Annotated in this window: 24 protein-coding genes; 18 read left to right on the top strand and 6 right to left on the bottom strand. The window is 62.9% G+C overall.

Annotated elements, in window-relative coordinates; translation table 11 throughout:
* The first annotated feature begins 114 nt into the window (after positions 1-114).
* The 12 genes from ytfQ to RS897_RS07850 all read left to right on the top strand — a co-directional run bounded on the left by ytfQ (position 115) and on the right by RS897_RS07850 (position 13,010).
* Positions 115-1,080, top strand: a complete 966-nt coding sequence (gene ytfQ / locus RS897_RS07905) for a galactofuranose ABC transporter, galactofuranose-binding protein YtfQ (RefSeq protein ID WP_315838555.1) — start codon at positions 115-117, stop codon at positions 1,078-1,080.
* Positions 1,081-1,112: 32 nt separating this feature from the next.
* Entirely contained in the window at positions 1,113-2,651 is a 1,539-nt protein-coding gene (locus RS897_RS07900) for a sugar ABC transporter ATP-binding protein (protein ID WP_315836028.1), read from the top strand.
* A gap of 2 nt (positions 2,652-2,653) precedes the next feature.
* On the top strand, positions 2,654-3,634 hold the full coding sequence (locus tag RS897_RS07895) for an ABC transporter permease (RefSeq protein ID WP_315836027.1): 981 nt from the start codon (positions 2,654-2,656) through the stop codon (positions 3,632-3,634).
* On the top strand, positions 3,631-4,614 hold the full coding sequence (yjfF, locus tag RS897_RS07890; RefSeq protein WP_315836026.1) for a galactofuranose ABC transporter, permease protein YjfF: 984 nt from the start codon (positions 3,631-3,633) through the stop codon (positions 4,612-4,614). Before RS897_RS07895 ends, yjfF begins: the two co-directional genes overlap by 4 nt.
* Entirely contained in the window at positions 4,611-5,351 is a 741-nt protein-coding gene (locus RS897_RS07885; RefSeq protein ID WP_315836025.1) for a FadR/GntR family transcriptional regulator, read from the top strand. The genes yjfF and RS897_RS07885 overlap by 4 nt, the downstream gene beginning before the upstream one ends.
* A 63-nt stretch (positions 5,352-5,414) precedes the next feature.
* Entirely contained in the window at positions 5,415-6,341 is a 927-nt protein-coding gene (locus RS897_RS07880; protein WP_315836024.1) for a Gfo/Idh/MocA family protein, read from the top strand.
* Positions 6,342-6,343: 2 nt separating this feature from the next.
* On the top strand, positions 6,344-7,423 hold the full coding sequence (locus tag RS897_RS07875; protein WP_315836023.1) for an aldose epimerase family protein: 1,080 nt from the start codon (positions 6,344-6,346) through the stop codon (positions 7,421-7,423).
* A gap of 88 nt (positions 7,424-7,511) precedes the next feature.
* On the top strand, positions 7,512-8,396 hold the full coding sequence (locus RS897_RS07870) for an SMP-30/gluconolactonase/LRE family protein (protein ID WP_315838554.1): 885 nt from the start codon (positions 7,512-7,514) through the stop codon (positions 8,394-8,396).
* Positions 8,397-8,577: 181 nt separating this feature from the next.
* Entirely contained in the window at positions 8,578-9,642 is a 1,065-nt protein-coding gene (gene chvE, locus RS897_RS07865; protein ID WP_407654452.1) for a multiple monosaccharide ABC transporter substrate-binding protein, read from the top strand.
* 71 nt (positions 9,643-9,713) lie between these two features.
* A complete protein-coding gene (gene mmsA, locus RS897_RS07860) occupies positions 9,714-11,303 on the top strand; it encodes a multiple monosaccharide ABC transporter ATP-binding protein (RefSeq protein WP_315836022.1) in 1,590 nt (529 codons plus the stop codon).
* Positions 11,300-12,490, top strand: a complete 1,191-nt coding sequence (gene mmsB / locus RS897_RS07855) for a multiple monosaccharide ABC transporter permease (protein WP_315836021.1) — start codon at positions 11,300-11,302, stop codon at positions 12,488-12,490. The genes mmsA and mmsB overlap by 4 nt, the downstream gene beginning before the upstream one ends.
* A gap of 7 nt (positions 12,491-12,497) precedes the next feature.
* Positions 12,498-13,010 carry an SCO family protein gene (locus RS897_RS07850; RefSeq protein ID WP_315836020.1) on the top strand — a complete coding sequence of 171 codons (513 nt, stop codon included), beginning with the start codon at positions 12,498-12,500 and terminating at the stop codon, positions 13,008-13,010.
* Positions 13,011-13,041: 31 nt separating this feature from the next.
* On the opposite strand, the gene RS897_RS07845 is transcribed toward RS897_RS07850, so the two are convergent.
* Positions 13,042-14,157, bottom strand: coding sequence for a helix-turn-helix transcriptional regulator (locus RS897_RS07845; protein WP_315836019.1), 1,116 nt, complete (start codon positions 14,155-14,157; stop codon positions 13,042-13,044).
* Positions 14,158-14,380: 223 nt separating this feature from the next.
* Here RS897_RS07845 and paaX point away from each other — a divergent pair, with 223 nt between their 5' ends.
* The 6 genes from paaX to paaE all read left to right on the top strand — a co-directional run bounded on the left by paaX (position 14,381) and on the right by paaE (position 19,313).
* Positions 14,381-15,250, top strand: a complete 870-nt coding sequence (gene paaX, locus RS897_RS07840; RefSeq protein WP_315836018.1) for a phenylacetic acid degradation operon negative regulatory protein PaaX — start codon at positions 14,381-14,383, stop codon at positions 15,248-15,250.
* 77 nt (positions 15,251-15,327) lie between these two features.
* Positions 15,328-16,326, top strand: a complete 999-nt coding sequence (gene paaA / locus RS897_RS07835) for a 1,2-phenylacetyl-CoA epoxidase subunit PaaA (RefSeq protein WP_315836017.1) — start codon at positions 15,328-15,330, stop codon at positions 16,324-16,326.
* Between the two features lie 11 nt (positions 16,327-16,337).
* Entirely contained in the window at positions 16,338-16,625 is a 288-nt protein-coding gene (paaB, locus tag RS897_RS07830; protein WP_315836016.1) for a 1,2-phenylacetyl-CoA epoxidase subunit PaaB, read from the top strand.
* A gap of 135 nt (positions 16,626-16,760) precedes the next feature.
* The gene (paaC, locus tag RS897_RS07825) at positions 16,761-17,537 is read left to right on the top strand and encodes a 1,2-phenylacetyl-CoA epoxidase subunit PaaC (RefSeq protein ID WP_315836015.1); all 777 of its coding nucleotides are present in this window, start codon (positions 16,761-16,763) and stop codon (positions 17,535-17,537) included.
* The gene (gene paaD / locus RS897_RS07820) at positions 17,531-18,034 is read left to right on the top strand and encodes a 1,2-phenylacetyl-CoA epoxidase subunit PaaD (protein ID WP_315836014.1); all 504 of its coding nucleotides are present in this window, start codon (positions 17,531-17,533) and stop codon (positions 18,032-18,034) included. Before paaC ends, paaD begins: the two co-directional genes overlap by 7 nt.
* 199 nt (positions 18,035-18,233) lie before the next feature.
* Positions 18,234-19,313, top strand: coding sequence for a 1,2-phenylacetyl-CoA epoxidase subunit PaaE (gene paaE, locus RS897_RS07815; RefSeq protein WP_315836013.1), 1,080 nt, complete (start codon positions 18,234-18,236; stop codon positions 19,311-19,313).
* Here the strand turns inward: paaE and RS897_RS07810 are convergent, their stop codons facing one another.
* The 5 genes from RS897_RS07810 to RS897_RS07790 all read right to left on the bottom strand — a co-directional run bounded on the left by RS897_RS07810 (position 19,314) and on the right by RS897_RS07790 (position 24,369).
* Positions 19,314-19,742, bottom strand: a complete 429-nt coding sequence (locus tag RS897_RS07810; protein ID WP_315836012.1) for a PaaI family thioesterase — start codon at positions 19,740-19,742, stop codon at positions 19,314-19,316.
* Between the two features lie 144 nt (positions 19,743-19,886).
* On the bottom strand, positions 19,887-21,149 hold the full coding sequence (locus tag RS897_RS07805; protein ID WP_315836011.1) for a cytochrome P450: 1,263 nt from the start codon (positions 21,147-21,149) through the stop codon (positions 19,887-19,889).
* A 157-nt stretch (positions 21,150-21,306) separates the two neighbouring features.
* Positions 21,307-21,618, bottom strand: coding sequence for an EthD family reductase (locus RS897_RS07800; RefSeq protein WP_315836010.1), 312 nt, complete (start codon positions 21,616-21,618; stop codon positions 21,307-21,309).
* Between the two features lie 50 nt (positions 21,619-21,668).
* A complete protein-coding gene (gene paaZ / locus RS897_RS07795) occupies positions 21,669-23,696 on the bottom strand; it encodes a phenylacetic acid degradation bifunctional protein PaaZ (protein ID WP_315836009.1) in 2,028 nt (675 codons plus the stop codon).
* Between the two features lie 37 nt (positions 23,697-23,733).
* Entirely contained in the window at positions 23,734-24,369 is a 636-nt protein-coding gene (locus RS897_RS07790) for a TetR/AcrR family transcriptional regulator (RefSeq protein WP_315836008.1), read from the bottom strand.
* Between the last annotated feature and the right edge of the window lie 114 nt (positions 24,370-24,483).

Below are 24,483 nucleotides of genomic sequence, written 5' to 3'. Positions count from 1 at the left end.
CTAGTAAGGCCGTTTTCTCCGTGTCAGTCTGCCGCACACTGAGCCGCTCAACGAAGCGGCGTGGTCAAAATTCGGAGAAAACGCCTCATGACACGGATGTCCTTCAAGACAGGTTTGTCCTTTAAAGCCTTGCTTGCCGCTGCGGTGCTGACCGGCCCCGCGCTAAATTTCAACGCCCAGGCTGCCCAACTGACCATTGGATTCTCGCAAATCGGCTCGGAATCCGGCTGGCGGGCTGCTGAGACCTCGGTTTCCAAGTCGGAAGCCAAGAAGCGCAACGTCAATTTCAAGATCGCCGACGCCCAGCAGAAGCAGGAAAACCAGATCAAGGCGATCCGGTCCTTCATCGCGCAGAATGTCGATGCCATCTTTCTCGCGCCCGTGGTCTCCACCGGATGGGATGCGGTGCTGAAGGAGGCCAAGGAAGCCAAGATCCCGGTCGTGCTGCTCGACCGCGACATCGATCCCTCAGGCAAGGACCTGTATCTGACCGCGGTCACCTCCGACAGCGTGCACGAAGGCGAGGTGGCCGGCGATTGGCTGGCGAAGACACTCGGCGGCAAAGCCTGCAGCGTGGTCGAGCTGCAAGGCACGGTCGGCGCCAGTGTCGCCGCCAACCGCAAAAAAGGTTTCGACACCGCGATTGCCAAGTCTGCCAACATCAAGGTGGTGCGCAGCCAAACCGGCGACTTCACCCGCGCCAAGGGCAAGGAAGTGATGGAGAGCTTCATCAAGGCCGAAGGCGGCGGCAAGAGCATCTGCGCCGTCTATGCGCATAATGACGACATGATGGTCGGTGCCATCCAGGCGATGAAGGAAGCCGGCCTGAAGCCGGGCAAGGATATTCTCACCGTCTCGATCGATGCGGTGCCGGACATCTTCAAGGCCATCGCCGCGGGCGAAGCCAATGCCACGGTCGAGTTGACGCCGGACATGGCGGGGCCTGCGTTCGACGCCATCATCGCCTACAAAGCCAAGGGCACCGTGCCACCGAAATGGATCCAGACCGAGTCAAAACTCTTCACCGCTGCTGACAATCCGCAGAAGATCTACGACAGCAAGAAAGGCCTCGGATATTGAGGCTGGGCGCCGGCGGCGGGAACATCGAACGCATGCCTGATGTTTCCGACCACGGTTCTGCGCTGCTTGAAGCGCGCGGACTCAGCAAGAGTTTTGCTGGCGTTCGCGCGCTCGACGGCGTCGATTTCAGCTTGCACGCTGGTGAAATCCACGCGCTGCTTGGCGAAAACGGGGCCGGCAAGTCGACGCTGATCAAGGTCATGACCGGTGTGGTGTCGCGGGACGCCGGCTCTGTGCGGCTGGATGGCGCCGAGATCGCGCCGCGCTCGGCGCAAGCCGCGCTGAAGGCCGGCATTGCCACCGTCTATCAGGAGGTCAATCTGCTGCCGAACCTGTCGGTGGCGCAGAATCTCTTTCTTGGCCGGCAGCCGACCCGCTTCGGCCTGGTCCATGATGGCGACATGCGCCGCCGCGCCGCGGCGCTGCTCGAAGGGTTCGGCCTCCATATCGATGTGTCGGTGCCGCTCGGCGACTATTCCGTTGCCATCCAGCACATCACGGCCATCGCCCGGGCCGTCGACATGTCGGCGCGCGTGCTGATTCTCGATGAACCGACCGCCAGCCTCGACAAGCACGAGGTCGAGATCCTGTTTTCGATCATGCGCCAATTGGCAAAGCGCGGCATCGGCATCCTGTTCGTGACCCACTTTCTGGATCAGGTCTACGCGGTCAGCGACCGCATCACGGTGCTGCGCAACGGCCGGCTTGTCGGCGAGCGCAAGACCGCGGATCTGCCGCGCATCGAGCTTGTGCACATGATGCTGGGACACGAGCTCAGCGACGCCACCAGCGAGCGTGTGCATGTCTCCGCCGATGTCCGGCGCCCGCCATGTGCGGTGTTCTCCGGATTCGGCAAATCCGGCTATCTCGCGCCCTTCGATCTCGAACTGCGGGAGGGAGAGGTCGTCGGGCTGGCCGGCCTGCTCGGCTCCGGGCGAACCGAGACCGCGCGCCTTGTGTTCGGCGCCGAGCGACCGGACACCGGCACTGTGACCGTCGATGGCCGCGCTGTTCGCCTGCGTTCGCCGCGCGATGCAGTACAACACCGTTTTGGCTACTGCCCCGAGGAGCGCAAGACCGAAGGCATCGTGGCGGAACTGACCGTGCGCGAGAACATCGTGCTGGCGCTGCAGGCGCGCCGTGGCCTGCTGAAGCCGCTGTCGCGGCACGAGCAGGACGAAATCGCAAAACGTTTCATAAAGCTGCTGGATATTCGCCCGCCCGATCCCGAGCGGCCGATAGGGCTACTGTCGGGTGGCAATCAGCAGAAGGCGCTGTTGGCCCGCTGGCTTGCGACCGAACCGCGCCTGCTGATCCTCGATGAGCCGACCCGCGGCATCGATGTTGGCGCCCACGCCGAGATCATCCGCTTGATCCGCCAGCTTTGTGCGGAGGGGCTGGCGCTGCTGGTGATTTCCTCCGAGCTCGAAGAGATCGTGACCTATGCCGATGAGGTGATCGTGCTGCGCGATCGCGCCCATGTCGAGGCGCTGCATGGCGAAGCCATCAACGTGTCGTCGATTGTCGCGGCGATCGCCGCCGACGCTCCGCTTGCGAAACGGGAGCATTGACGATGGCGCTTCGTCTGCCGCGCGCCGGCCTGCCGCAAATCCTCGCCTTCCTGGCGATCCTGGCGATCAACTGGACGGTGTCGCCGCAGTTCTTCGACCTGCGGCTGCAGGACGGCCGGCTGTTCGGCAGCTTGATCGACGTGTTCAATCGCGGCGCGCCGGTGGCGCTGCTGTCGCTCGGCATGGTGCTGGTCATCGCGACCCGCGGCATCGACCTGTCGGTCGGCGCCGTGATGGCGATCTCGGGCGCGATCGCGGCGAGCCTCGCGGATAACTATTCGCTGCCGGTGGTGATTGCGGCGGCGCTCGGAGCCGGCCTGTTGTGCGGCCTCTGGAACGGCATCCTGGTCGCGGTGCTCGGCATCCAGCCGATTGTCGCCACGCTGATCCTGATGGTGGCCGGGCGCGGCATCGCCCAGCTTGTCACCGAGGGGCGCATCGTCACCTTCACCTCGCCGGAATTGGCGTGGCTCGGCGGCGGATCGGTGCTCGGCATTCCGGCGCCGGTGGTGATCGCCTTCGCCATGCTGGCGCTGACGGTCGCTCTGGTGCGCGGCACGGCGCTGGGATTGATGATCGAGGCGACCGGGGCCAATGCCAAAGCCAGTGCGCTGGCCGGCGTAGGCACCCGCGCCATGATCATGGCTGTCTATGTCTGGTGCAGCCTGTGTGCCGCGATCGCCGGCCTGATCGCGGCCGCCGACATCCTCGGCGCCGATGCCAACAATGCCGGACTGTGGCTCGAGCTCGATGCCATCCTCGCCGTGGTGATCGGCGGCACCTCGTTGTTCGGCGGGCGTTTCAGCCTGGTTCTCGCTGTAGTCGGCGCACTGATCATCCAGGCCATGAACACCGGCATCCTGCTGTCCGGCTTTCCGCCCGAATTCAACCTGGTGGTCAAGGCCGTGGTGGTGCTGATCGTGCTGCTGCTGCAGTCGCCGCGCCTCGATCTCGGCCTGCTGCTGTCGAAGGTGCGCAAATGAACCGGTTGCTTCCTGTCAGTGTCACCACGGCCGTGTTCATCGCAGGCTTTGTGATCTGCTCGCTGCAGTTCCCGAATTTCACCTCAACCCGGGTGGTCGCCAATCTTTTGACCGACAATGCCTTCCTTGGCATCGTGGCGATGGGGATGACCTTTGTCATCATCTCCGGCGGGATCGATCTCTCGGTCGGCTCGGTGATCGGTTTCACCACGGTGTTTCTTGCGCTTGCGATCGAGCGGCATGACGTCCCGCCGTTCGCCGCCTTTGCCATGATCCTGGTGATCTGCGCCGTGTTCGGCGCGGCCATGGGGGCTGTGATCCAGTTTTTCGACATGCCGCCCTTCATCGTGACCCTTGCCGGCATGTTCCTGGCACGCGGCACCAGCTTCCTGATGTCGACGGAGTCGATCCCGATCAACGCGCCGCTGTATGCGAATCTCGCCGATCATGCGATCGCCTTGCCCGGCGGCGGGCGACTGACAGTCATCGCCATGATCTTGCTCGCGGTCTTCGCCGTGGGAATCGTTCTGCTGCACTTCACGCGGTTCGGCGCCAATGTCTATGCGCTCGGCGGCAGCCGGGTCTCGACCGCGCTGATGGGCGTACGCGTCGCGCCGACCACAATCCTCATCTACATGCTGTCCAGCATGCTGGCGGGCCTGTCGGGCATCGTGTTCTCGTTCTATACATCAGCGGGTTATTCGCTTTCGGCGGTGGGCGTCGAACTCGACACCATTGCCGCGGTGGTGATCGGTGGTACGCTATTGACCGGAGGGTACGGCTTCGTATTCGGCACCTTCGTCGGCGTGCTGATCCAGGGCCTGATCCAGACCTACATCAATTTCGATGGTTCGCTGTCGAGCTGGTGGACCAAGATCGTGACCGGCATCCTGCTGTTCGCCTTCATCGTGCTGCAGCAGGTCATTGTCGGGTTCGCCAGGCGATCGGGCCGTCGAACCGCAGGAGTCGTGGTGTCGTGAGTTCCCAGCTCGTTGTCATCCCCACGCGCCGTGCGCACTCCAACCATGCGGAGATCGCCCGTACCATCGGGATCGACATCATTTCCGGCCGCTATGCGGAAGGCGTCAAGCTGCCGGGGGATGCCGAACTCACGGTGATCTTCAGGGTGTCGCGTCCGGTGTTGCGCGAGAGCGTGAAGACCCTGGTGGCGAAAGGCTTGCTCAGCACCAAGGTGCGTGTCGGCACCGTGGTGCGCGAGCGCGCGGCCTGGAACATGTTCGACGCCGACGTGCTGGCCTGGCATCTCGATGTCGGCATCGACATGCGATTCGTGCGCGATCTTGCCGAGATACGGCTCGCAGTCGAGCCTCGCGCGGCCGCGCTGGCCGCCGGGCAGCGTTCGGACGCCGATCTCGCGGAGCTGCAGCGGAGCATCGCATGGATGCGGCGTGAGCCGTCCGACTCCGGCGCCTTCGCCGATGCCGATCTCAGCCTGCACATTGCGGTCGCCAACGCCTCCGGCAATCCGTTCATGCGGTCGATGGGAAGCGTGATCGAAGCGGCACTTCGTGCTTCTTTTCTGCTCAGTGCGCCCGCCGAGCAGGAAGAACGCGAGGTCACCATCCTGACCCACCAGCAGATCGTTGATGCGATCGAGCGAAGGGATCCGGCTGCGGCGGCGGACGCCATGACCAAGGTGATCATCAACGGCCTGCAACGTCGCAGATCAGCCGGCGAACGCGACGGAACGCTATAGGGGGAGTGCGGACTGGATGACATCTCTCATCAAATCGCTTTGGGCGCACCGGGATCAAGCCGCATGACGCCGCTTCGCCTTGCCATTGTCGGTCTCGGCAAGATCGCGCGGGATCAGCACCTCCCGTCGATTGCTGCGATGCCAGCCATTACGCTGGTAGCTGTGGCCGATCCGAACGCCACCCTTGATGGCGTTCCGCATTTCGCCTCGCTGGAAGAACTGCTGCGGAACGGGCCGCCGATCGATGCAGTTGCCTTGTGCACTCCGCCACTGATGCGCGGCGCGCAGGCCGCTGCGGCACTTGCCGCCGGCAAGCACGTGCTGCTGGAAAAGCCGCCGGGCGCAGTGGTCAGCGCGATCGCGCCGCTGACGGAGGTGGCGCGGGCCTCGGGCAAAACCTTGTTCGCAACCTGGCATGCGCGGTTTGCGCCGGCGGTCGAGCCGGCGAGAGCTTTCCTGGCGCAGCGCGAGATCCGCTCCGTGCATGTGATCTGGAAGGAAGACGTCCGGGTCTGGCATCCCGGCCAGGCCTGGATCTGGCGGCCGGGTGGCTTTGGCGTGTTCGATCCCGGCATCAACGCGCTCTCCATCGTCACCCGCATCCTGCCGCGTCCGTTCTTTCTCACCGCTGCCGAGCTTGCCTTTCCGAGCAACTGCGCGGCTCCGATCGCTGCCGACCTGGATTTTACCGACGCGGCGGGGCTGCCGATCCGCGCCGAATTCGATTTCCGCCAGACCGGGACGCAGAGCTGGGACATCGTGGTCGAGACCGACCAGGGCCGGTTGACGCTCTCGGCAGGCGGCGCGAAGCTGATCCATGGCGACAATGTCTTGATGGATGAGAAGAAGGTCGCGTATCCGGCGATCTACCGCCGTTTTGTCGAGCTCATTACGCGCGGCGAATCCGATGTCGATCTCGCCCCGCTGGTGCATGTCGCCGACGCCTTCATGCTCGGCCGTCGTGTGGTCGTCGACGCGTTCGAGGAGTGAGCATGACATCCGCGACAACATCGTCCGTCATCCGCGAGGTCTTTGGACGTCTGCCTGGCAGCGCCGTGGTGGAGCGGGTGCGGCTGCGGACGCCGGATGGATTCGAGGCGCGCATCATCACCTATGGCGCAGCGTTGCAGGCGCTGTTCGTGCCGGATCGGCATGGCGAAGTCGGCGACGTGGTGCTGGGACATGACGATCTCGCATCCTATGCGGCCGCACGGCGGTTCTTTGGGGCCACGGTCGGGCGTTATGCCAATCGGATTGCCGGTGCCGGTTTCACGCTGGACGGCGAACGCATTTCACTCGATGCCAACAACGGGCCGAACGCATTGCACGGTGGTCTCCAGGGCTTCGACCGCCGGCTGTGGACCATCACGGCGGTGGACGATGGACCGGCGCCTGCGGTGACGCTGGCGTATCGCAGCCTGCATGGCGAAGAGGGCTATCCGGGCACGCTCGATGTCAGCGCGACCTATCGCATCTCGGCGCCAAGAGAACTTTCGATCGAACATACGGCCACGACCGACCGGCCGACCGTGGTCAACCTGACAAATCACAGTTTTTTCAACCTCGACGGCGCGGCGTCGACCAGCGACATTCTGAGCCATCGCCTGACCGTTGCCGCAGATGCTTTTCTGGCGACGGATGAGACTGCGATCCCACTGCATGAGCTGCCTCGGAGCGTCACCGGTACACCGTTCGATTTTCGCGAGGCAAACGAGATCGGCGCCCGCATTCGCCAAAACGACGAACAGCTCCGGCGCGGGCGCGGTTACGATCACAATTTCTGCTTAAGCCCGGATGCGGGCCTGCGCTTTGCCGCGCGGATTGAGGCGCCGCGCTCCGGCCGGGTGATGGAGCTTCACACCAATCAACCGGGCCTGCAGGTTTATTCGGGCAATTATCTCGACGGCAGTGTGCCGGGCAAGCATGGCCGGCTGTATCGTCAGTCCGACGCGCTCTGTCTTGAACCGCAGGCTTGGCCGGATACACCGAATCGTTCTGATTTTCCTTCTGTCTTGCTCCAGCCGGGGGAGGTGTATCGTCATCATGCGCTCTATCGCTTTTCCGCAGCTTGAAAAATCTCGCCGCAAAGATGCCATGAGTGTGGATCACGACACGCTGTTGCAGCTTGGAGGAATGCGCGTGATCGGCCCTGACGAGCACATCGAGGATGTGCCCACCATGACTCTGTGTGAGACGCGCTGTCATCTCGGTGAAGGCCCAACCTATGATGCCGTCAGCAATACGGCCTGGTGGTTCGATATTCTCGAGCGCCGCTTGTTCGAATCGCGCCTTAATTCATTGGAAACGCTGATTCACGAGCTTCCGGTGATGGCGAGTGCGCTCGCCAAGATCGACGATCGGCAACAGCTGTTGGCCGCGGACGACGGGCTGTATATTCGCAGTATCCCTGACGGCCGCCTCACACTGCATCTGCCGCTGGAGGCCGACAATCCGCAGACCCGTTCGAACGACGCACGTGTGCATCCGTCCGGAACGTTCTGGATCGGCACCATGGGCCGCAAGGCTGAGACCGGCGCCGGCGCGATTTATGCGCTGCACAATGGTGATCTTCGGCGATTGTTCTCCAATATCAGCATTCCCAATGCGATCTGCTTTTCTCCCGACGGCGCCACCGGTTATTTCACCGATACGCGCGAGAACGTGCTGTGCCGCGTCGCGCTCGATCCGGCGACGGGCCTTCCGACCGGCGTGCCGTCGCCGCTTTATACGCATCGCGGCGTGGGCGGCCTTGATGGCGCCGTGGTCGATGCGGACGGCGTGATCTGGAATGCGCGCTGGGGCGGCGGATGCATCGATGCCTATTCGCCGGAAGGCGCGCGTGTGCGCACGGTGCGCGTGCCGGCCAGGCAGGCCAGTTGTCCAGTTTTCGTCGGTTCGGATTTAGACCGGCTGCTGGTGACGTCGGCCTATGAGGGCATGGACGCAGCCGCACGCGCGGCCGATCCGGAGCACGGCCGGACGTTCCTGCTCAACATGTGGGCGCGAGGCGTGCCGGAGTCCCGCGTCAGGCTCGGCCCGACATGACCCCTGTCCCACATGGTGGTGTGACAGTTGTAACTGAGCCTCTTGCGAAACCGCAGCGTGTGACAGATCATTGCGACGAATACGAAGCCGCTTGAGTGCGGCACGCGTCGGCTGCGCCGGCGCCAACAGCAAGACCGCGGCATAGCGGCGATCAGGCTTCAACGCTTTTTGGGAGTGAAACATGAATTTACTCAAATCGATGCTATCTGCCGTCACCCTTGGTTCAGTGCTGCTCGTCGCCCCGGCGATGGCACAGACCAAATCCACGGTGGGCATCGCGATGCCGACCAAGTCGTCGGCACGCTGGATCGATGACGGCAACAACATCGTGAAGGTGCTGAAGGAGCGCGGCTACAACACCGACCTGCAATACGCCGAGGACGATATTCCCAACCAGCTCTCGCAGATCGAGAACATGGTGACCAAGGGCGCCAAGGTGCTGGTGATTGCTTCGATCGACGGCACCACATTGTCCGACGTGCTGAAACAGGCCAGGGACAAGGGCGTCACCGTGATCGCCTATGACCGGTTGATCCGCGACACCGCCAATGTCGATTATTATGCGACGTTCGACAATTTCCAGGTCGGCGTGCTGCAGGCGCAGTCGATTGAGCAGGGATTGGGTCTGAAGGACGGCAAGGGCCCTTTCAACATCGAGCTGTTCGGCGGCTCACCCGACGACAACAACGCCTACTTCTTCTACAATGGCGCGATGTCGGTGCTGCAGCCCTATATCGACAGCGGCAAACTGGTGGTCGCCAGCAAGCAGATGGGCATGGACAAGGTTTCGACCTTGCGCTGGGATCCCGCCACCGCCCAGGCCCGCATGGATAACTTGCTGAGTGCGTTCTACACCAACAAGCGGGTCGACGCGGTCTTGTCGCCCTATGACGGGTTGTCGATCGGCATTCTGTCGTCGTTGAAAGGTGTCGGTTATGGCAGCGGCAACATGGCGATGCCGGTCGTCAGTGGCCAGGACGCCGAGGTGCAGTCGATCAAGTCCATGACGCGGGGCGAGCAGTATTCGACGATCTTCAAGGATACCCGCGATCTCGCCAAGGTCACCGCCGACATGGTGGACGCGGCGCTGAGCGGCAAGACCGTGACCGTGACCGACACCAAGACCTATAACAACGGCGTCAAAGTGGTGCCGTCCTATCTGCTCAAGCCGGTCGTCGTCTACAAGGACAACTGGGAGAAGCTGCTCGTCGACAGTGGCTACTACAAGAAGTCGCAGTTCAACTGATGACTCTCCGCAGTCAAGCCCGCGACAAGCGCGGGCATGACTGACGGTTATCCTTGTGCCGGGGAGCCTGCATGACCACACTGCTCGAGATGCGCGGCATCAGCAAAGCCTTCGCCGGGGTGAAAGCGCTGAGCGACGTCAATTTCACCGTCAAGGCCGGTGAGATCCATGCTTTGGTCGGCGAAAATGGCGCCGGCAAGTCGACCCTGATGAAGGTGCTGAGCGGGGTCTACCCCCATGGCGCATATGAAGGCTCGATCATCTATGATGGCGAGGAGCGCAAGTTTCGCGACATCAACGATTCCGAGGCGCGCGGCATCATCATCATCCACCAGGAACTGGCGCTGATTCCGCTGCTCTCGATCGCCGAGAATATCTTCATTGCCAATCCGCCGTCGCGCTTCGGCGTGATCGACCGCGATGCGGTCTACAAGCGCTCGCAGCAATTGCTGGCCAAGGTCGGGCTCAGCGATGCGCCGGATACTCTGGTCACCAACATCGGTGTCGGCAAACAGCAACTGGTGGAGATCGCCAAGGCACTGTCCAAGGAGGTGCGGCTTCTGATTCTCGACGAGCCGACCGCAAGTCTCAATGAAAGCGACAGCGCGGCCTTGCTGGACCTGCTGCTTGAATTTCGGGCGCAGGGCATGTCCGCGATCCTGATCTCACACAAGCTCAATGAGGTCTCGCGGGTCGCCGACCGGATCACGGTGCTGCGCGATGGCCGCACCGTCGACACCATGGATTGCCGGGACGGTGCGGTCGAGGAAGACCGCATCATCCGCAAGATGGTCGATCGCGATCTCGAGCATCGTTATCCCAAGCGCGAGCCGAAAATCGGTGAGCCGGTGTTCAGGGTGGAGAACTGGTCGGTCTATCATCCGCTGCACACCGACCGGCAGGTCATCAAGAATGTGGATTTCCACGTCCGCCGCGGCGAGATCGTCGGCATCGCCGGCCTGATGGGCGCCGGCCGCACTGAATTCGCCATGAGCCTGTTCGGCCGCTCCTGGGGCCGCAAGATCACCGGGCGCGTCACCCTGAACGACAGGGACGTCGATCTCTCCACCGTCAGCCGCGCCATCGACGCCGGTCTCGCCTATGTCACGGAAGACCGCAAGCAGCTGGGCCTGCTGCTGGCGGACGACGTGCGCAAGAACATCACCCTCGCCAACCTCAAGAGTGTCGCGCCGGGCCGCGTTATCGATGACATCAAGGAGCTTCGGGTGGCCAGCGATTTTCGCAATCGCATGCGCATCCGCTGCGCCGACGTCTACCAGACCTCGGGGCATCTCTCCGGCGGCAACCAGCAGAAGGTGGTGCTGTCGAAGTGGCTGTTCACCGATCCGGAGATCCTGATCCTGGACGAGCCGACCCGCGGCATCGATATCGGCGCCAAGTATGAGATTTACTGCATCATCAACGACCTCGCCGATGCCGGCAAGGCTGTCATCGTGATCTCGTCGGAAATGCCGGAGCTGCTCGGGATCTGCGACCGCATCTGCGTGATGAACGAGGGCGCCTTTGTCGGCGAGTTCGACCGCAGCGAGGCGACGCAGGAGAAGATCATGCGGGTGATCGTGCGCAAGGGCGAGCGGCTGGTTGACCGCAGCCTGGACAAGAATATGGGCGAACAGTTGGTGGGAGAAGCACATCCATGAGCGACAAGACTGTGGCGCTTCCCGAAGCGGGCAAGCATGCGGGCTTCCTCAAGAACAACTTGCGCGAATACGGCATGCTGCTGTCGCTGCTGGCGATCATGGCATTCTTTCAGGTCGTGACCGACGGAACGCTGCTGCGTCCGCTCAACCTCACCAACCTGGTGCTGCAAAACAGCTACATCGTGATCATGGCGCTCGGCATGCTGCTGGTGATCGTCACCGGGCATATCGATCTGTCGGTCGGCTCTGTCGCGGGCTTTGTCGGCGCCATCGCCGCGGTGCTGATGGTGCGATATGGCGTGCATTTCATTCCGGCCACCATTATCTGTCTTGCGCTCGGCGCATTGATAGGCGCCGCGCAGGGCTATTGGGTGGCCTATTTCAAGATTCCGTCCTTCATCGTCACGCTGGCCGGTATGCTGGTGTTCAAGGGGCTGGCGCTCGCGGTGCTGCAGGGCCAATCGGTCGGCCCATTCTCGCCGACCTTCCAGAAATTGTCGTCCGGCTTCATTCCCGAGCTGTTCCCCGATGCCGGCGCGCTCTATCCGACGTCGCTGCTGATCGGCGCGGCGCTGGCGCTCGCCCTGGTCTATGTCAGCGTCACCACCCGCAACCGGCGCGCAAGCCATGGGGTCGAGGTCGAGCCGTTCGGCTTCTTTGCGCTAAAGAACGCGATTCTGTTCGGCGTGATCGTCTATTTCACCTACCTGATTGCGTCGCATCGCGGCCTGCCGAACGTGCTGGTGATCATGATCGCGCTGATCGCGCTGTATGGCTTCGTCACCGCCCGCACCACCATCGGCCGGCAGATCTACGCCGTCGGCGGCAATGAGAAAGCCGCCAAGCTCTCCGGCATCAAGACCGAGCGGCTGACTTTTCTCACTTTTGTCAACATGGGCGTGCTGGCGGCCCTTGCCGGTCTTGTCTTTGCCGCGCGACTCAACACCGCGACGCCCAAGGCAGGCCTCGGTTTCGAGCTCGATGTCATCGCCGCCTGCTTCATCGGCGGCGCCTCGGCTTATGGTGGCGTCGGGCGGGTGGCGGGTGCCGTGATCGGCGCGCTGATCATGGGGGTGATGAACAACGGCATGTCGATTCTCGGCATCGGCATCGATTACCAGCAGGTGATCAAGGGCCTGGTGCTGCTCGGCGCAGTCTGCCTCGACGTCTATAATCAGCGGCGCTGAGGTCCTGATGAACTCGTCCCGTCCGCCGGTGGGGGGATCGTTCCAACTGACCGATCATCATGGCCGCGCCGTCACTGAAGCCAGCTACCACGGCCGCTTTGCGCTGCTGTTTTTTGGTTTCACCCATTGTCGCGTGGTTTGCCCGCGGGCGCTGACCAAACTGTCCGGTGTGCTCAATGCGCTTGGACCGTTGGCGGATCGCGTCCAGCCGCTCTACATCACGGTCGATCCGGAGCGTGACACGCCGGACGTGATGCGGACGTTTCTTGGGACATATCCGCGCTTCACCGGCCTGACCGGATCGCGAGAGCAGATCGATGCGGTCAAGCAGGCCTTCCGTGTGTTTGCGGAGCGCGCGGTCGATCCCGACGACAAGAATGGCTATGCGGTGCCGCATACCGCCATCACCTATCTGCTCGGCCCCGACGGCGAACTGGTGGCGCATTTCACTGATGCTTTGACGGCGGAAGATCTTCGCGTGCGGCTGCAAGGTCATCTGGATCCGGCAACGCTGCCCTGAAAGGGTCGCTGGCGACGGCGGGCGTGCCGGTTCATGAGCTCCGAAATGGACTATGATGCGCGGCCACTAGCTTGACCAGATCGGCTTGGCGCCGCGCACCGGTTTTTTCGAACAGATGCTGCAAATGGGTTTTGACCGTGGCTTCTGAAATGCCGAGGGCTTCGGCCGCTATCACCGCGCCGCCGACATTGAGGATGGCGTCGAGCACGCGCAGCTCGCTCGGCGTCAACCGGTAGCGTTTTGCCAGCCTTTCGAGGGTGGTGGGTGCGTCGAAGGCCGTCTTGCGCGCGAACACCGCTGCGACCGCTGAATAAGTCTGCCCGGTTCGCTGTCGCGCACCCGATGTGAGTGGCAGGATATGGGCCAGCCATTGTTCCGGCGCGGGGGCGGACAGCGGAACTACAATGCCCCGCGCGCCCACCGCGTCGTCGCCATCGCTTGCCTGCGCAATCACTTCGCGCAGGGCCTGATTCGCCTGGGTATCGACGGCGGTCAGCAGATTGTTGGAGTCGCAGAGTACGTCGCCCTGGCCGAGCAGGTCATGGCCGCTGCCGTTGGCGTGGACGATCTGTCCCCGCGCGTCCACCAGGAACATCCCGGGGCTCAGATCGTCGAGCACGTCAGCGAAGGCTGCCGCCTCCGCAGTGCGCAGATCGATCAGGCCGCCGATGACAACGGCGCGGCGCACATGCGGCACCACAATCCGCATGCGGCGGCGCATCTCGTCATCGACAATCCCGTTGCTCTTGCGCCGGTAGACCCTGAAAACCGCGTGGTCCGTCGCCGACTTTTCCAGCACGGCGCTGGCCCAATCCACCCAGCCCTGGGGTGCAGCCCACTCGCAACAGTAGCGAGTTTGGAGATAGTCTTCGTAAGGCATGAAGTCCGCGATGCTGACCACCTGCTCCGGTTCAAACAGGAACAGATCCGAGGTCGGATCGAACTTCGCGTAGATATCAATCTGAAGCTGCAGGTAACGGGGATCGCAGCCATAGGTTTGGACCACTCGCGCTTTCTTGGTCAGTGAATTCTGGATCGCAAATCCGGCCGACTGCCCCTGCGTGAAGGCTGCGATGTCCTTAAGTACGTCGGCCCACAGGGAGGGATTGAGCGCCGCATCGTAGATATCGCCGATCAGGCGGGACACGAGTTCCGCTTCCAAAGTCATACGAACCCCTCCATCGATCGTTCGAATGATACGGGATGCGTCCCCAGATCATTCCTTATCATTCGAATGATAAGGGATGCATCCCCCGTTGGGATGAGACCCGTCAGGCTGAGGCAGCAAGGCGCTGTTCGCAGCCGCCTGCTATTGGGGGCGGCTAAGCTGATGACATTGATGGGAAAACCATGGATGATGCATCATTATCATGGTCCATCCGCTCGCCCGCATCATCAGCCAGTTCAAACGTGAGCCGTCGCGCACCGGCTCGCTGATCATCACATTTTATGGCGATGCCATCCTGCCGCGCGGCGGGTCGGTCTGGCTCGGCACTCTGCTGCAGTTTCTGGAAATGCTGGAGACCGACGGCGGCGTGGTGCGCACCGCGGTGTCGCGGCTCGCCGCCGACGGCTGGCTCGACCGCGACAAGGTCGGGCGCAAGAGTTTCTACAAGCTCGCGCCGCAGGGCCGCGCGCGGTTCGAAGCCGCCGTCGAGCATGTCTACAATCCGCACATCTCGGATGGTGCCGGGCGTTTCGAACTGCTGCTGATCGGCAATGGCGCAGACCGTGAAAGTTCGCGCGCCGCGCTGGCTGAGGCTGGCTTCGGTAATCCGATGCCTGGTGTCTGGGTGGCACCCTCAGGCGTCGCAGTGCCGGCGGAAGCAGCGGGTGCGATCCGGCTCGAGGTGGCGGCCGCTGACGAAATGGGGCGGCGGCTGATCAGCGAGAGCTGGTCGTTGCAGCGCACGGCGGATTCCTATCGGGATTTCCTCAAGACCTTCGCGCCGCTGGAGACCTGGATCGCGCAGGATGCCCGGCCGGCGCCCGCTGATGCCATGCTCGCCCGCATCCTGCTGATCCATCACTATCGTCGGGTAATCCTGCGCGATCCGCTGCTGCCGACGGTGCTGCTGCCGGAGGGCTGGCCCGCCGACGAGGCCCGTCTCTTTTGCGCCCGGATCTATCAGGCACTGCTGCCGGCCTCGGAAAAATGGCTGGACGATCATGGGGAAAGCCTGTCCGGCCAGCTGCCGCCGCCGGGGCCGGAACTGCGCCGCAGGTTCCTATCCACCTGAGACAATATGTTACAAAAATATCTTGATATCTGATTTTTTTGTTATATATTTTGATCGCCTCTAGGGAGAAGATGGCCATGTACACGCAGGCACTGAATGCGCCGCAAGCTGACGACCGTGTGGTCGAGGATGCCGCAAAGTCCGCGCGGTTCGAAGCGCGCGTCGAAGCCGAAGAGCGCATCGAGCCCAATGACTGGATGCCGGCCGCCTATCGCAAGACGCTGACCCGCCAGATTTCCCAGCACGCCCATTCCGAAATCGTCGGCATGCTGCCGGAAGGCAACTGGCTGACCCGCGCGCCGACGCTGCGCCGCAAGGCTGCGCTGCTCGCCAAGGTGCAGGACGAATGCGGCCATGGCCTTTATCTTTATGCGGCGGCGGAAACGCTCGGCACCTCGCGTGAGGAACTTGTCGAGCAGATGCTCAGCGGCAAGGCGAAGTATTCCTCCATCTTCAATTATCCGACCCTGACCTGGGCGGACATCGGTGCGATCGGCTGGCTGGTCGACGGCGCCGCCATCATGAACCAGATTCCGCTGTGCCGCTGCTCCTACGGCCCCTATGCGCGCGCCATGATCCGCGTCTGCAAGGAAGAGTCGTTCCACCAGCGCCAGGGCTATGAGATCATGGTGACGCTGTCGCGCGGCACCGAGGAACAAAAGGCGATGGCGCAGGATGCACTCAATCGCTGGTGGTGGCCGTGCCTGATGATGTTCGGCCCGCCGGACCAGCAGAGTCAGCATGGTGACCAGTCGACGCGCTGGAAGATCAAGCGTTTCTCCAACGACGAGCTGCGCCAGAAATTTGTCGATGCCACCGTGCCGCAAGCGCAGTATCTGGGCCTGACCATGCCCGACCCGGACATGAAGTGGAACGAAACCACCGGCCACTGGGATTACGGCGCCATCGACTGGAACGAATTTAAAGAAGTGCTGTCCGGCAACGGGCCCTGTAATCGCGATCGCCTCGCCGCGCGCCGCAAGGCGCACGAAGACGGCGCCTGGGTGCGCGACGCCGCGGTGGCCTATGCCGAGAAGCAGAAGGCGCGTAGCAGCGCTGCTGCCGTCGCAGCCTGAGGGAGAGAGACATGAGCGTTCAGAACATTCAGCTCTGGGAAGTCTTCATCCGCAGCCGCAATGGCCTTGCGCACAAGCATGTCGGCTCGCTGCACGCGACCGACGCCACGCTGGCGCTGCAGGCCGCGCGCGACATCTATACCCGCCGCGGCGAAGGCCTCTCGATCTGGGTGGTGCCGTCGAATGCCATCGTGGCCTCGGACCCCTCCGAGAAGGACATGATGTTCGAGCCGGCGATGTCGAAGATCTATCGTCACCCGACATTTTACGACGTGCCGGACGAAGTCGGACATATGTGATTGAAACCCTCATGGTGAGTAGGCGCGTTTGCGCCGTCTCGAACCATGAGGCCGCTCACGTTGCCACATTCATCCTTCTGGATGCCTGCTGCGCAGGCTCCTCAGGATGAGGCTGAATGGATGCAAGGACGTCCCATGACCGCCGCCTCAATCTCCGTGACCGAATCTCCGCTGGTGCTGTACGCGCTGCGCCGCGCTGACGATGCGCTGATCCTCGGCCATCGGCTGTCGGAATGGTGCGGCCACGCACCGATGATGGAAGAGGACATGGCGCTGGCCAATATGGGCCTCGACCTGATCGGCCAGGCGCGCGAGCTCTATAGCTATGCCGCCAAGGTGGAAGGCGCGGGGAACGACGAAGACAAGTACGCTTACCTGCGCGACGTGCGGCAATATCGCAATCTGCTGCTGGTCGAGCAGCCGAACGGTGATTTCGCCCGCACCATCGTGCGCCAGCTGTTCTATTCGGCGTTTGCCGATCCCTACTCGCGCGCCATGATGGGCTCGAAGGACGAGATCCTGGCGGCGATTGCCGCGAAGTCGGAGAAGGAAAGCGCCTATCACCTGCGGCATTCGTCGGAATGGGTGATCCGGCTCGGCGATGGCACCGAGGAAAGCCATCGTCGCGCGCAGACCGCAGTCGACGATCTCTGGGCCTTCACCGGCGAACTGTTTCATGCTGACCAGAGCGACGCTGGCTTGATTGCCGATGGCGTCACGATCGATCCGGAAAGCTTGCGTGCGCGGTGGCTGGAGACCGTGTCTGGCGTCCTGGACACCGCGACATTGAAGCGGCCGACCAACGACTGGATGCAGAAGGGCGGCCGGGTCGGCCACCACAGTGAACATCTGGGTCATCTGCTCAGCGAGCTGCAATCGATGCAGCGCACATTCCCGAATGCGACATGGTGATTACGGCCAACCATAACCCGGATCTGCGCCAGCTCGCCTGGAATGCAGCGGCGCAGGTGGTCGATCCGGAAATCCCGGTGCTGACCATCGCCGATCTCGGTGTGCTGCGCGATGTCACCGTACACGAGGGCGCGGTCGAGGTGGCGATCACGCCGACCTATTCCGGCTGCCCGGCCATAAACATGATCGCGCTGGAGATCGAACTGGCGCTGGAACGGGAAGGCATTCGCAACGCCCGGGTTCGCACCGTGCTGTCGCCGGCCTGGACCACGGATTGGATGAGCGAGCAGGGCCGCCAGAAGCTCAAGGAGTACGGCATCGCACCGCCGCAGGCCGGCGGCGGACGCCGCGCGCTGTTCGGCGAACAGCAGGTGGCTTGCCCGCAATGCGGTTCGGTGGACACCGAAGTGCTGTCGGAATTCGGCTCGACCTCCTGCAAGGCGCTGTGGCGCTGCAAGACCTGCCGCGAGCCGTTCGATTATTTCAAGTGTCATTAGGATTGATGCACCGAGTGACACCGACGTCAGCCGTCATCCTGAGGTGCAAGCCTTGCGGTGCACTTGCACCGCTGGGCGAGCCTCGAAGGATGAACGGTCCGGGCCGTCGTCCTTCGAGGGCCGTGCTGCGCACGGCCACCTCAGGATGACGGATTGACCAATCGAGTTTTCGGCAACGTTCAATAGTCAGGTTTTGACCATGTCGCACACACCGAAATTCCATCGTCTCGCCATCCGCGACCTGCGCCGCGAAACCGCCGATGCGGTGTCGATGACGTTCGCCATTCCGGATGACCTGGCCAAGGACTATGCCTTTGCCTCCGGCCAATACCTGACCCTGCGCACGACGATGGACGGCGAAGAGGTGCGGCGCTCCTATTCGATCTGCTCCAGTCCCGACGACCACGAATTGCGCATCGCGGTGAAGAAGGTCGATGGCGGCGCGTTCTCAAGCTGGGCGCTTGAGGAGTTGAAGGCCGGCGATGAGCTCGACGTGATGACGCCGACCGGGCGCTTCGGCGTGACCCATGCGCCGGACCAGGCGCGCGTTCATGTCGGCTTTGCCGCCGGCTCCGGCATCACCCCGATCATCTCGATCGCCCGTGGTATTCTCGCGCGTGAGCCGAACAGCCGCTTTTTCCTGTTCTACGGCAACCGCGCCACCAACGGCATTCTGTTCCGCGAGGCGCTGGAAGAGCTGAAAGACCGCTTCATGGGACGCCTGTCGGTGTTCCATGTGTTGTCGCAGGAGGAGCAGGATCTCCCCATCCTCCATGGCCGGCTCGATCGCGAAAAGGTCGAGGTGCTGTTGCGGGCGATGGTGCCGGCGGCCGCGGTCGATCATGTGTTTGTGTGCGGCCCGCTCGCCATGAGCGAGGAGATCGAGGCCACCTGCGTGGATCTGGGGATCCCGGCCGAGCGGGTCCATGTCGAGCGTTTCGTCTCCGAGTTCGGCGGCAAGCCGCGACCGAAGGTGGTGATCGCGCCGGAGGCGCCGCCAAAGGCGGTGGCATCCCTGATCGTCGACGGCAAGCGCAAGGACGTGCCCATTGCCGAGGGCGAAGCCATCCTCGACGCCGCGCTGCGTGCCGGAATGGATCTGCCCTACGCCTGCAAGGGCGGCATGTGTAGCACCTGCCGCGCCAGGATCGTCGAAGGCGAGACCACGATGGATGTCAATTATTCGCTGGAGCCGTGGGAGCTAAAAGCCGGCTTCGTGCTGACCTGCCAGGCGCACCCGGTGTCGGAGCGCGTGGTGGTTGACTACGACCAGATGTAATTATTTGGCGTCGCGCAACAGAGCGTAAGCCGTCTGCGCCATCGCCACCGGACGTGAATCGCCGTCTGTCGCAATTGTAATGCTGCCATAGGCCATGGTGCGCCCGATCCGCACCACGCGTGCCTCCGCCAGCAGATCTGCACGCACGGCGGGGCGCAGGAAATGGATGGTCTGGTCAACCGTGGTCATCGGCAGATAGCCACCGGCTGCGGCGCTGACTGCGATCACCATGGACGTATCGGCGAGCGACATCAGCGCCTGGCCGCAGACCACGCCGTTGTCGCGGCATAGTTTCTCTGAAAATTTCATTCGCAGCACCGCGCGCTCGGCTTCGACCGTTTCGATCGAAAGGTCGAGGTCGTGCACCCAGGACGCAAAGACAGTGTTGAGCAAGTTGGCGGCGGCGGTCTTGTCGAAGGGCGTGGTCATGAAAAGGCCTTCCAGGGCCAAAAGCTGGATTGAGACCGCGACTTGGCTCAGCCAAGTCGCCCGGCAATGACGCTGAGAGGGTCGCAACGCCTCGACACATTCTGCCGTCATACGCGGGCTTGACCCGCGTATCCAGCTTTCGTCCTAGCCCAGCTTCACCGGTAATGATGTAAACCCACGAAACCGTGCGCGCCTCGCCCGATGCGCCGGGCCTGCCGCTGCAAAATTTGGAAACCTCGCCATGAATCGCCCGATGGCGATGCGGCCCTCGAGGCGTGCCAGGTTGAGGCCGGCGCAAGCATGGGCGCCGGAGGCGAAGGCCAGATGCCGGTTCGGCCAGCGCGTGATGTCGAGCTGCTCCGCGTGATCGAACTGTTCGGGGTCGCGGTTGGCTGCGCCGATGCAGAGCGTAATCAGGGTGCCCTTGGGCAATGTTACGCCGTCGATCTCGGTATCCTGGGTGACGCCGCGATTGCCGAGCTGGTTGGAGCTCTCGTAGCGCAGAAACTCCTCGATCGCGGGCTTGATCAGGGCGAGATCGTCGATCAGGCGTTGCCGCTGCTCCGGAAACCGCAGCAGCAGCTCCAGCCCGTTGCCGATCAGGTTGGTGGTGGTCTCATGGCCGGCATTGAGGATGAAGATGCAGTTCTGCAGCAGCTCGATCTCGCTCAGGCGCTCGCCGGTCGCCTCACCCTGGATCAGGCGGGTGAGCACGTCATGATCCGGATTGCCCGGATGCTGTCGCCGATGCGTCACCAGGCGACGGAGATACGCAAGAAATTCATCGACCGCGCGCTCGCCGCGCCCTTGAACCTCGGCTGATAAAACTGGTTCGAGCGCACCCAGAATCGCCAGCGACCAGCCGCGCAGCGGCTCGCGATCCTCATGCGGAATGGCGAGCAGGTTGCCGATCACCTCGACCGGGATCGCGGAAGCAAAGTCCTCGACCAGGTCGGCGCTGCCACGCGCCTGCATCCGGTCGAGCAAGCGGTCGACCAGCGCGATCAGCCCCGGCTCCATCTCGGCAATGGCTCGCGGGTTCAGCGCGCCGGCGATCAGGCGGCGGACGCGGGTGTGCAGCGGCGGATCGTTGAAAACAAGACTGGTGGTGTGGTGCTGGAACAGCAAGGAGTCCGTGCCGTATTTCGGCGCAAACTCCACCTTCTTGTCCGAGCTGAACCGCGTGGTGTCCTTGTAGATCGCCTCAAGGTCGCGATGCCGGGTCAGGAACAGCGAGCCGTCCGGCATACGATGCAGCGGAGCGAGCGTTCGCAGGGCCAGATAGGTGGGATAGGGGTCGTCGTAAAAGGAGTCGGGCAGGCTTTTGAGGGAGAAGTCTTGTGCGAGCGATGCGGCTGCAGCGCTGGCGCTCTCCCGGTTGGCAAGTTGGTGGTCCGATGATGTCATGAAACGATGGCCCCGATCGCGCTCTGACATGATCCTCATGGTGAGGAGGCGCGAAGCGCCGTCTCGAACCATGAGGCCATTGCATTCCTTGGCCTCATCCTTCGAGACGCCCGCTACGCGGGCTCCGGATGAGGAGACAAGTTCCGCGTTGCGAGGTTTACGCCAGGATGTCGTTGATCTGCACCAAGGGCTGGGTGTTGGTGAACTTCGGAATGTCGGCGAAAATCTCCGCGCCGTGTGCCTTGCCGGCAGCCTTGAATGCGTCCAGCGATTCAAAGGTCAGCAGCGCCATCATCTGGTACTCGGCGGCGCTGCCGTCGCCCTTAGCGGCGCCTTTCACCACCTGGGCATTCTTCAGGCCGAGGCTGCCCCAGCGGCTCTGCACCAACGGCATATGCGTCTTCAGATAATAGTCGAGATCGAATTTGGTGTCTGCGCCGGCAGGGTACATCACGGTGACGAGGATCATTGTGGTTTCCTTCCCTTGTTCTGAACTGTTTTTGATGTCCGCCGCGCAGTTCAAGGCCGCACGGCGTTCATGGTCAGAAGTTCATAGGTTGCAGCGGTCTCTCCCTTGTCGGTCGAGATCTCGACGTCCCAGCGTACCTCGCCATACTGCTTGTTGCGAGGAGACTTTTCCTTCGCCGTCAGCCGCACCTTGATGGTCTCACCGGGTTGCAATGGTTTTACGAATCGCAGGGAATCAAGGCCGTAATTGGCCAGCACCGGGCCCGGATCGGGATCCACGAAAAGACCGGCGGCGAATGACAGCAAGAGATAACCGTGGGCGACCCGTCCCGGGAAGAACGGATGGCCCTTGGTGGCCTCCTCGTCCATGTGCGCATAGAAAGTGTCGCCGGTGAAATGGGCGAAGTGCTCGATGTCGTCCAGCGTGATGGTGCGTTCCTTCGAAAAGAAGGTCTGGCCGATGTCGAGATCCTCGAAGTGATAACGGAACGGATGGCGGTCCTTTTCCACCACCGGCGCGCCCTTGATCCAGCTTCCGGTGATGCCGGTCAGCATCGCCGGCGAGCCCTGCAGCGCGGTGCGCTGCATATAATGCTGCAAGCTGCGCACGCCGCCCAGTTCCTCGCCGCCGCCGGCGCGGCCCGGACCACCGTGCACCATGTGTGGCATCGGTGAGCCGTGGCCGGTCTGTTCCTTGGCGCAGTCGCGATCGATCAGCACCAGCCGGCCATGGAAAGCACCGATGCCGAACACCAGGTCGGACGCGGTGCGTGGATCATGGGTATAGACCGAAGCCACCAGGCTGCCTTCGCCGCGATTGGCCAGCGTGATCGCCTGGTCAAGGCCGTCGTAGCCCATCACCGTTGCCACCGGGCCGAACGCTTCGATGGCATGCACGTGGGTTGCACGGATCGGATCGGCGCAATGCAGCAGCAGCGGTGGCAGGAATGCGCCGCGGACCTTGTCGGCACCCTCGACCGAAAAATTCTCCGGGTCGCCGGCAACAAGCTCCGCTTCCGTCCGCAGTTTTTCCACATGCGCCAGCACATCGCGCCGCTGGTCGAGGCCGACGAGGGCGCCCATGCGCACGGTTTCCAGTTCGGGATTGCCGATTTGCACTTTTGACAGGCGCTCATGCAGCGCGTCGATCACGGCCGGCACATGGGCCGTGGGCGCCAGGGCGCGGCGAATTGCCGTGCATTTCTGCCCGGCCTTCACCGTCATCTCCTTGGCCACTTCCTTGATAAAGAGATCGAATTCCGGCGTGCCCGGTGCTGCGTCGGGCGCCAGGATCGCGGCATTCAGCGAATCCCGCTCGGCGATGAAACGCACCGCTTCGCGTGCGATCACCGGATGGCGTTGCAGTGTCTGGGACGTCGTGGCCGATCCGGTGAAGGACACCACATCCTGGCAGGTGAGGTGATCGAACAGGTCGCCGGTCGGGCCGACGATGAACTGCAGCACGCCGTCGGGCAGGATCTTTGAGTCCGCGATCATCCGCACCATGGCGTGCGCGACATAGGATGTCACGGTGGCTGGCTTGGTCACCACGGGAACGCCAGCCAGCAGCGCCGGCGCCAGCTTCTCGAGCAGGCCCCAGCAGGGAAAGTTGAAGGCGTTGATATGAACCGCGACGCCCCGCAGCGGCGTCACGATATGCTGGCCCGCGAAGGTGCCGGTCTTGCCGAGCGGTTCGACCGCGCCGTCGATCAGGAACGTTGAATTCGGCAGTTCGCGGCGGCCCTTGCCTGCATAGACGAACAGCGTGCCGATGCCGCCGTCGACATCGATCAAATTGTCGGTGCGGGTGGCGCCGGTCTGGAACGACAGTTTGTAGAGTTCATCCTTGCGCTCGGTCAGGTGCTGGGCGAGCTTCTTCAGCAGGTCGGCGCGCTGATGGAATGTCAGCTTGCGCAGGTTGGCGCCGCCAATGGTGCGGGCGTAACGCAGGATCTCGGCCATATCGAGCCCGCCGCCGCTGGCCTGGGCCACCACATCGCCGGTCACGGCGCTGCGGATGTCGATCAAGTCGCGGCCGGGAGCCGCCCATTGTCCGCGGACGAAGCTTTCGAGTTTCATGGGATCACTCTGCGGTTAAAGGGATGGATGTCGGTGATTATTCCGCCGCGGCGGAGCGCTTGGACGCGGCCCGCGGCTGTGCGCGCAGCGTGCGGGTGCCGTCGGAGATCAGCTTGGTGACGAGGTCGGCATAGTCGGCACGGGTGACGTCGCCGCCGTCGCGAAACCACAGATAGTGCCAGTTCAACATGCCGAACAGCGACATGGTCACGGGCTTCAGCATCCTGGTTCCCTTCAACTGCGGGGCGATGCCGAGTACGGCGTCGGAAAAGATCCGCACCAGCTCGCGCTCCATCGCCTTGAGCTCCGCCTGGCGCTCGGGGGGCAGGAAACGCAGGCTGTTGATCTGGACATTGTGCTGTGAATCCGCGTCGCGATATGCCTCGAGCAAGCCGCCGACGAGATCGCGCAGCCGCTCCGGCGGCGGCAGCTCGGGATGATCGGCAGCTTCAACCGTTTCAAGCAGTTCCTCGAGATGGAAGCGAATGACGTCGAACAGCAGTTCTTCTTTGTCTTTGTAGTAGTGATAAAGGTTCGCTTTCGACACGCCGCAGGCCTCCGCGATCTTGTTCATCGATGCGCGGTCGTAACCGTGCTCGGAGAATAGCTCCGCCGATCGGTTGAGGATGGTGCGTCGTTTGTCGTCGTAGTCGCTGGCGCGAGAGCGTGCCATGTCGTGCCGTAGTCCTTAAGTTCGTGGCCTCGTCCTTCGAGACGCCCGCTGCGCGGGCTCCTCAGGATGAGGGGAAACTCCTCATGGTGAGGAGCGCAGCAAGGCTGCGCGTCT

Source organism: Bradyrhizobium prioriisuperbiae, assembly GCF_032397745.1.
GTDB classification, from domain to species: Bacteria; Pseudomonadota; Alphaproteobacteria; order Rhizobiales; family Xanthobacteraceae; genus Bradyrhizobium_A; species Bradyrhizobium_A prioriisuperbiae.
This window is presented reverse-complemented; position numbering and strand designations above follow the sequence as displayed.

Coding starts and splice junctions, on each gene's coding strand:
- RS897_RS07900 (WP_315836028.1), top strand. CDS start 1,113: ATGCCTGATGTTTCCGACCACGGTTCTGCGCTGCTTGAAGCGCGCGGA.
- RS897_RS07895 (WP_315836027.1), top strand. CDS start 2,654: ATGGCGCTTCGTCTGCCGCGCGCCGGCCTGCCGCAAATCCTCGCCTTC.
- yjfF (WP_315836026.1), top strand. CDS start 3,631: ATGAACCGGTTGCTTCCTGTCAGTGTCACCACGGCCGTGTTCATCGCA.
- RS897_RS07880 (WP_315836024.1), top strand. CDS start 5,415: ATGACGCCGCTTCGCCTTGCCATTGTCGGTCTCGGCAAGATCGCGCGG.
- RS897_RS07875 (WP_315836023.1), top strand. CDS start 6,344: ATGACATCCGCGACAACATCGTCCGTCATCCGCGAGGTCTTTGGACGT.
- chvE (WP_407654452.1), top strand. CDS start 8,578: ATGAATTTACTCAAATCGATGCTATCTGCCGTCACCCTTGGTTCAGTG.
- mmsA (WP_315836022.1), top strand. CDS start 9,714: ATGACCACACTGCTCGAGATGCGCGGCATCAGCAAAGCCTTCGCCGGG.
- mmsB (WP_315836021.1), top strand. CDS start 11,300: ATGAGCGACAAGACTGTGGCGCTTCCCGAAGCGGGCAAGCATGCGGGC.
- RS897_RS07850 (WP_315836020.1), top strand. CDS start 12,498: ATGAACTCGTCCCGTCCGCCGGTGGGGGGATCGTTCCAACTGACCGAT.
- paaX (WP_315836018.1), top strand. CDS start 14,381: ATGGTCCATCCGCTCGCCCGCATCATCAGCCAGTTCAAACGTGAGCCG.
- paaA (WP_315836017.1), top strand. CDS start 15,328: ATGTACACGCAGGCACTGAATGCGCCGCAAGCTGACGACCGTGTGGTC.
- paaB (WP_315836016.1), top strand. CDS start 16,338: ATGAGCGTTCAGAACATTCAGCTCTGGGAAGTCTTCATCCGCAGCCGC.
- paaC (WP_315836015.1), top strand. CDS start 16,761: ATGACCGCCGCCTCAATCTCCGTGACCGAATCTCCGCTGGTGCTGTAC.
- paaD (WP_315836014.1), top strand. CDS start 17,531: ATGGTGATTACGGCCAACCATAACCCGGATCTGCGCCAGCTCGCCTGG.
- paaE (WP_315836013.1), top strand. CDS start 18,234: ATGTCGCACACACCGAAATTCCATCGTCTCGCCATCCGCGACCTGCGC.
- RS897_RS07810 (WP_315836012.1), bottom strand. CDS start 19,742: ATGACCACGCCCTTCGACAAGACCGCCGCCGCCAACTTGCTCAACACT.
- RS897_RS07805 (WP_315836011.1), bottom strand. CDS start 21,149: ATGACATCATCGGACCACCAACTTGCCAACCGGGAGAGCGCCAGCGCT.
- RS897_RS07800 (WP_315836010.1), bottom strand. CDS start 21,618: ATGATCCTCGTCACCGTGATGTACCCTGCCGGCGCAGACACCAAATTC.
- paaZ (WP_315836009.1), bottom strand. CDS start 23,696: ATGAAACTCGAAAGCTTCGTCCGCGGACAATGGGCGGCTCCCGGCCGC.
- RS897_RS07790 (WP_315836008.1), bottom strand. CDS start 24,369: ATGGCACGCTCTCGCGCCAGCGACTACGACGACAAACGACGCACCATC.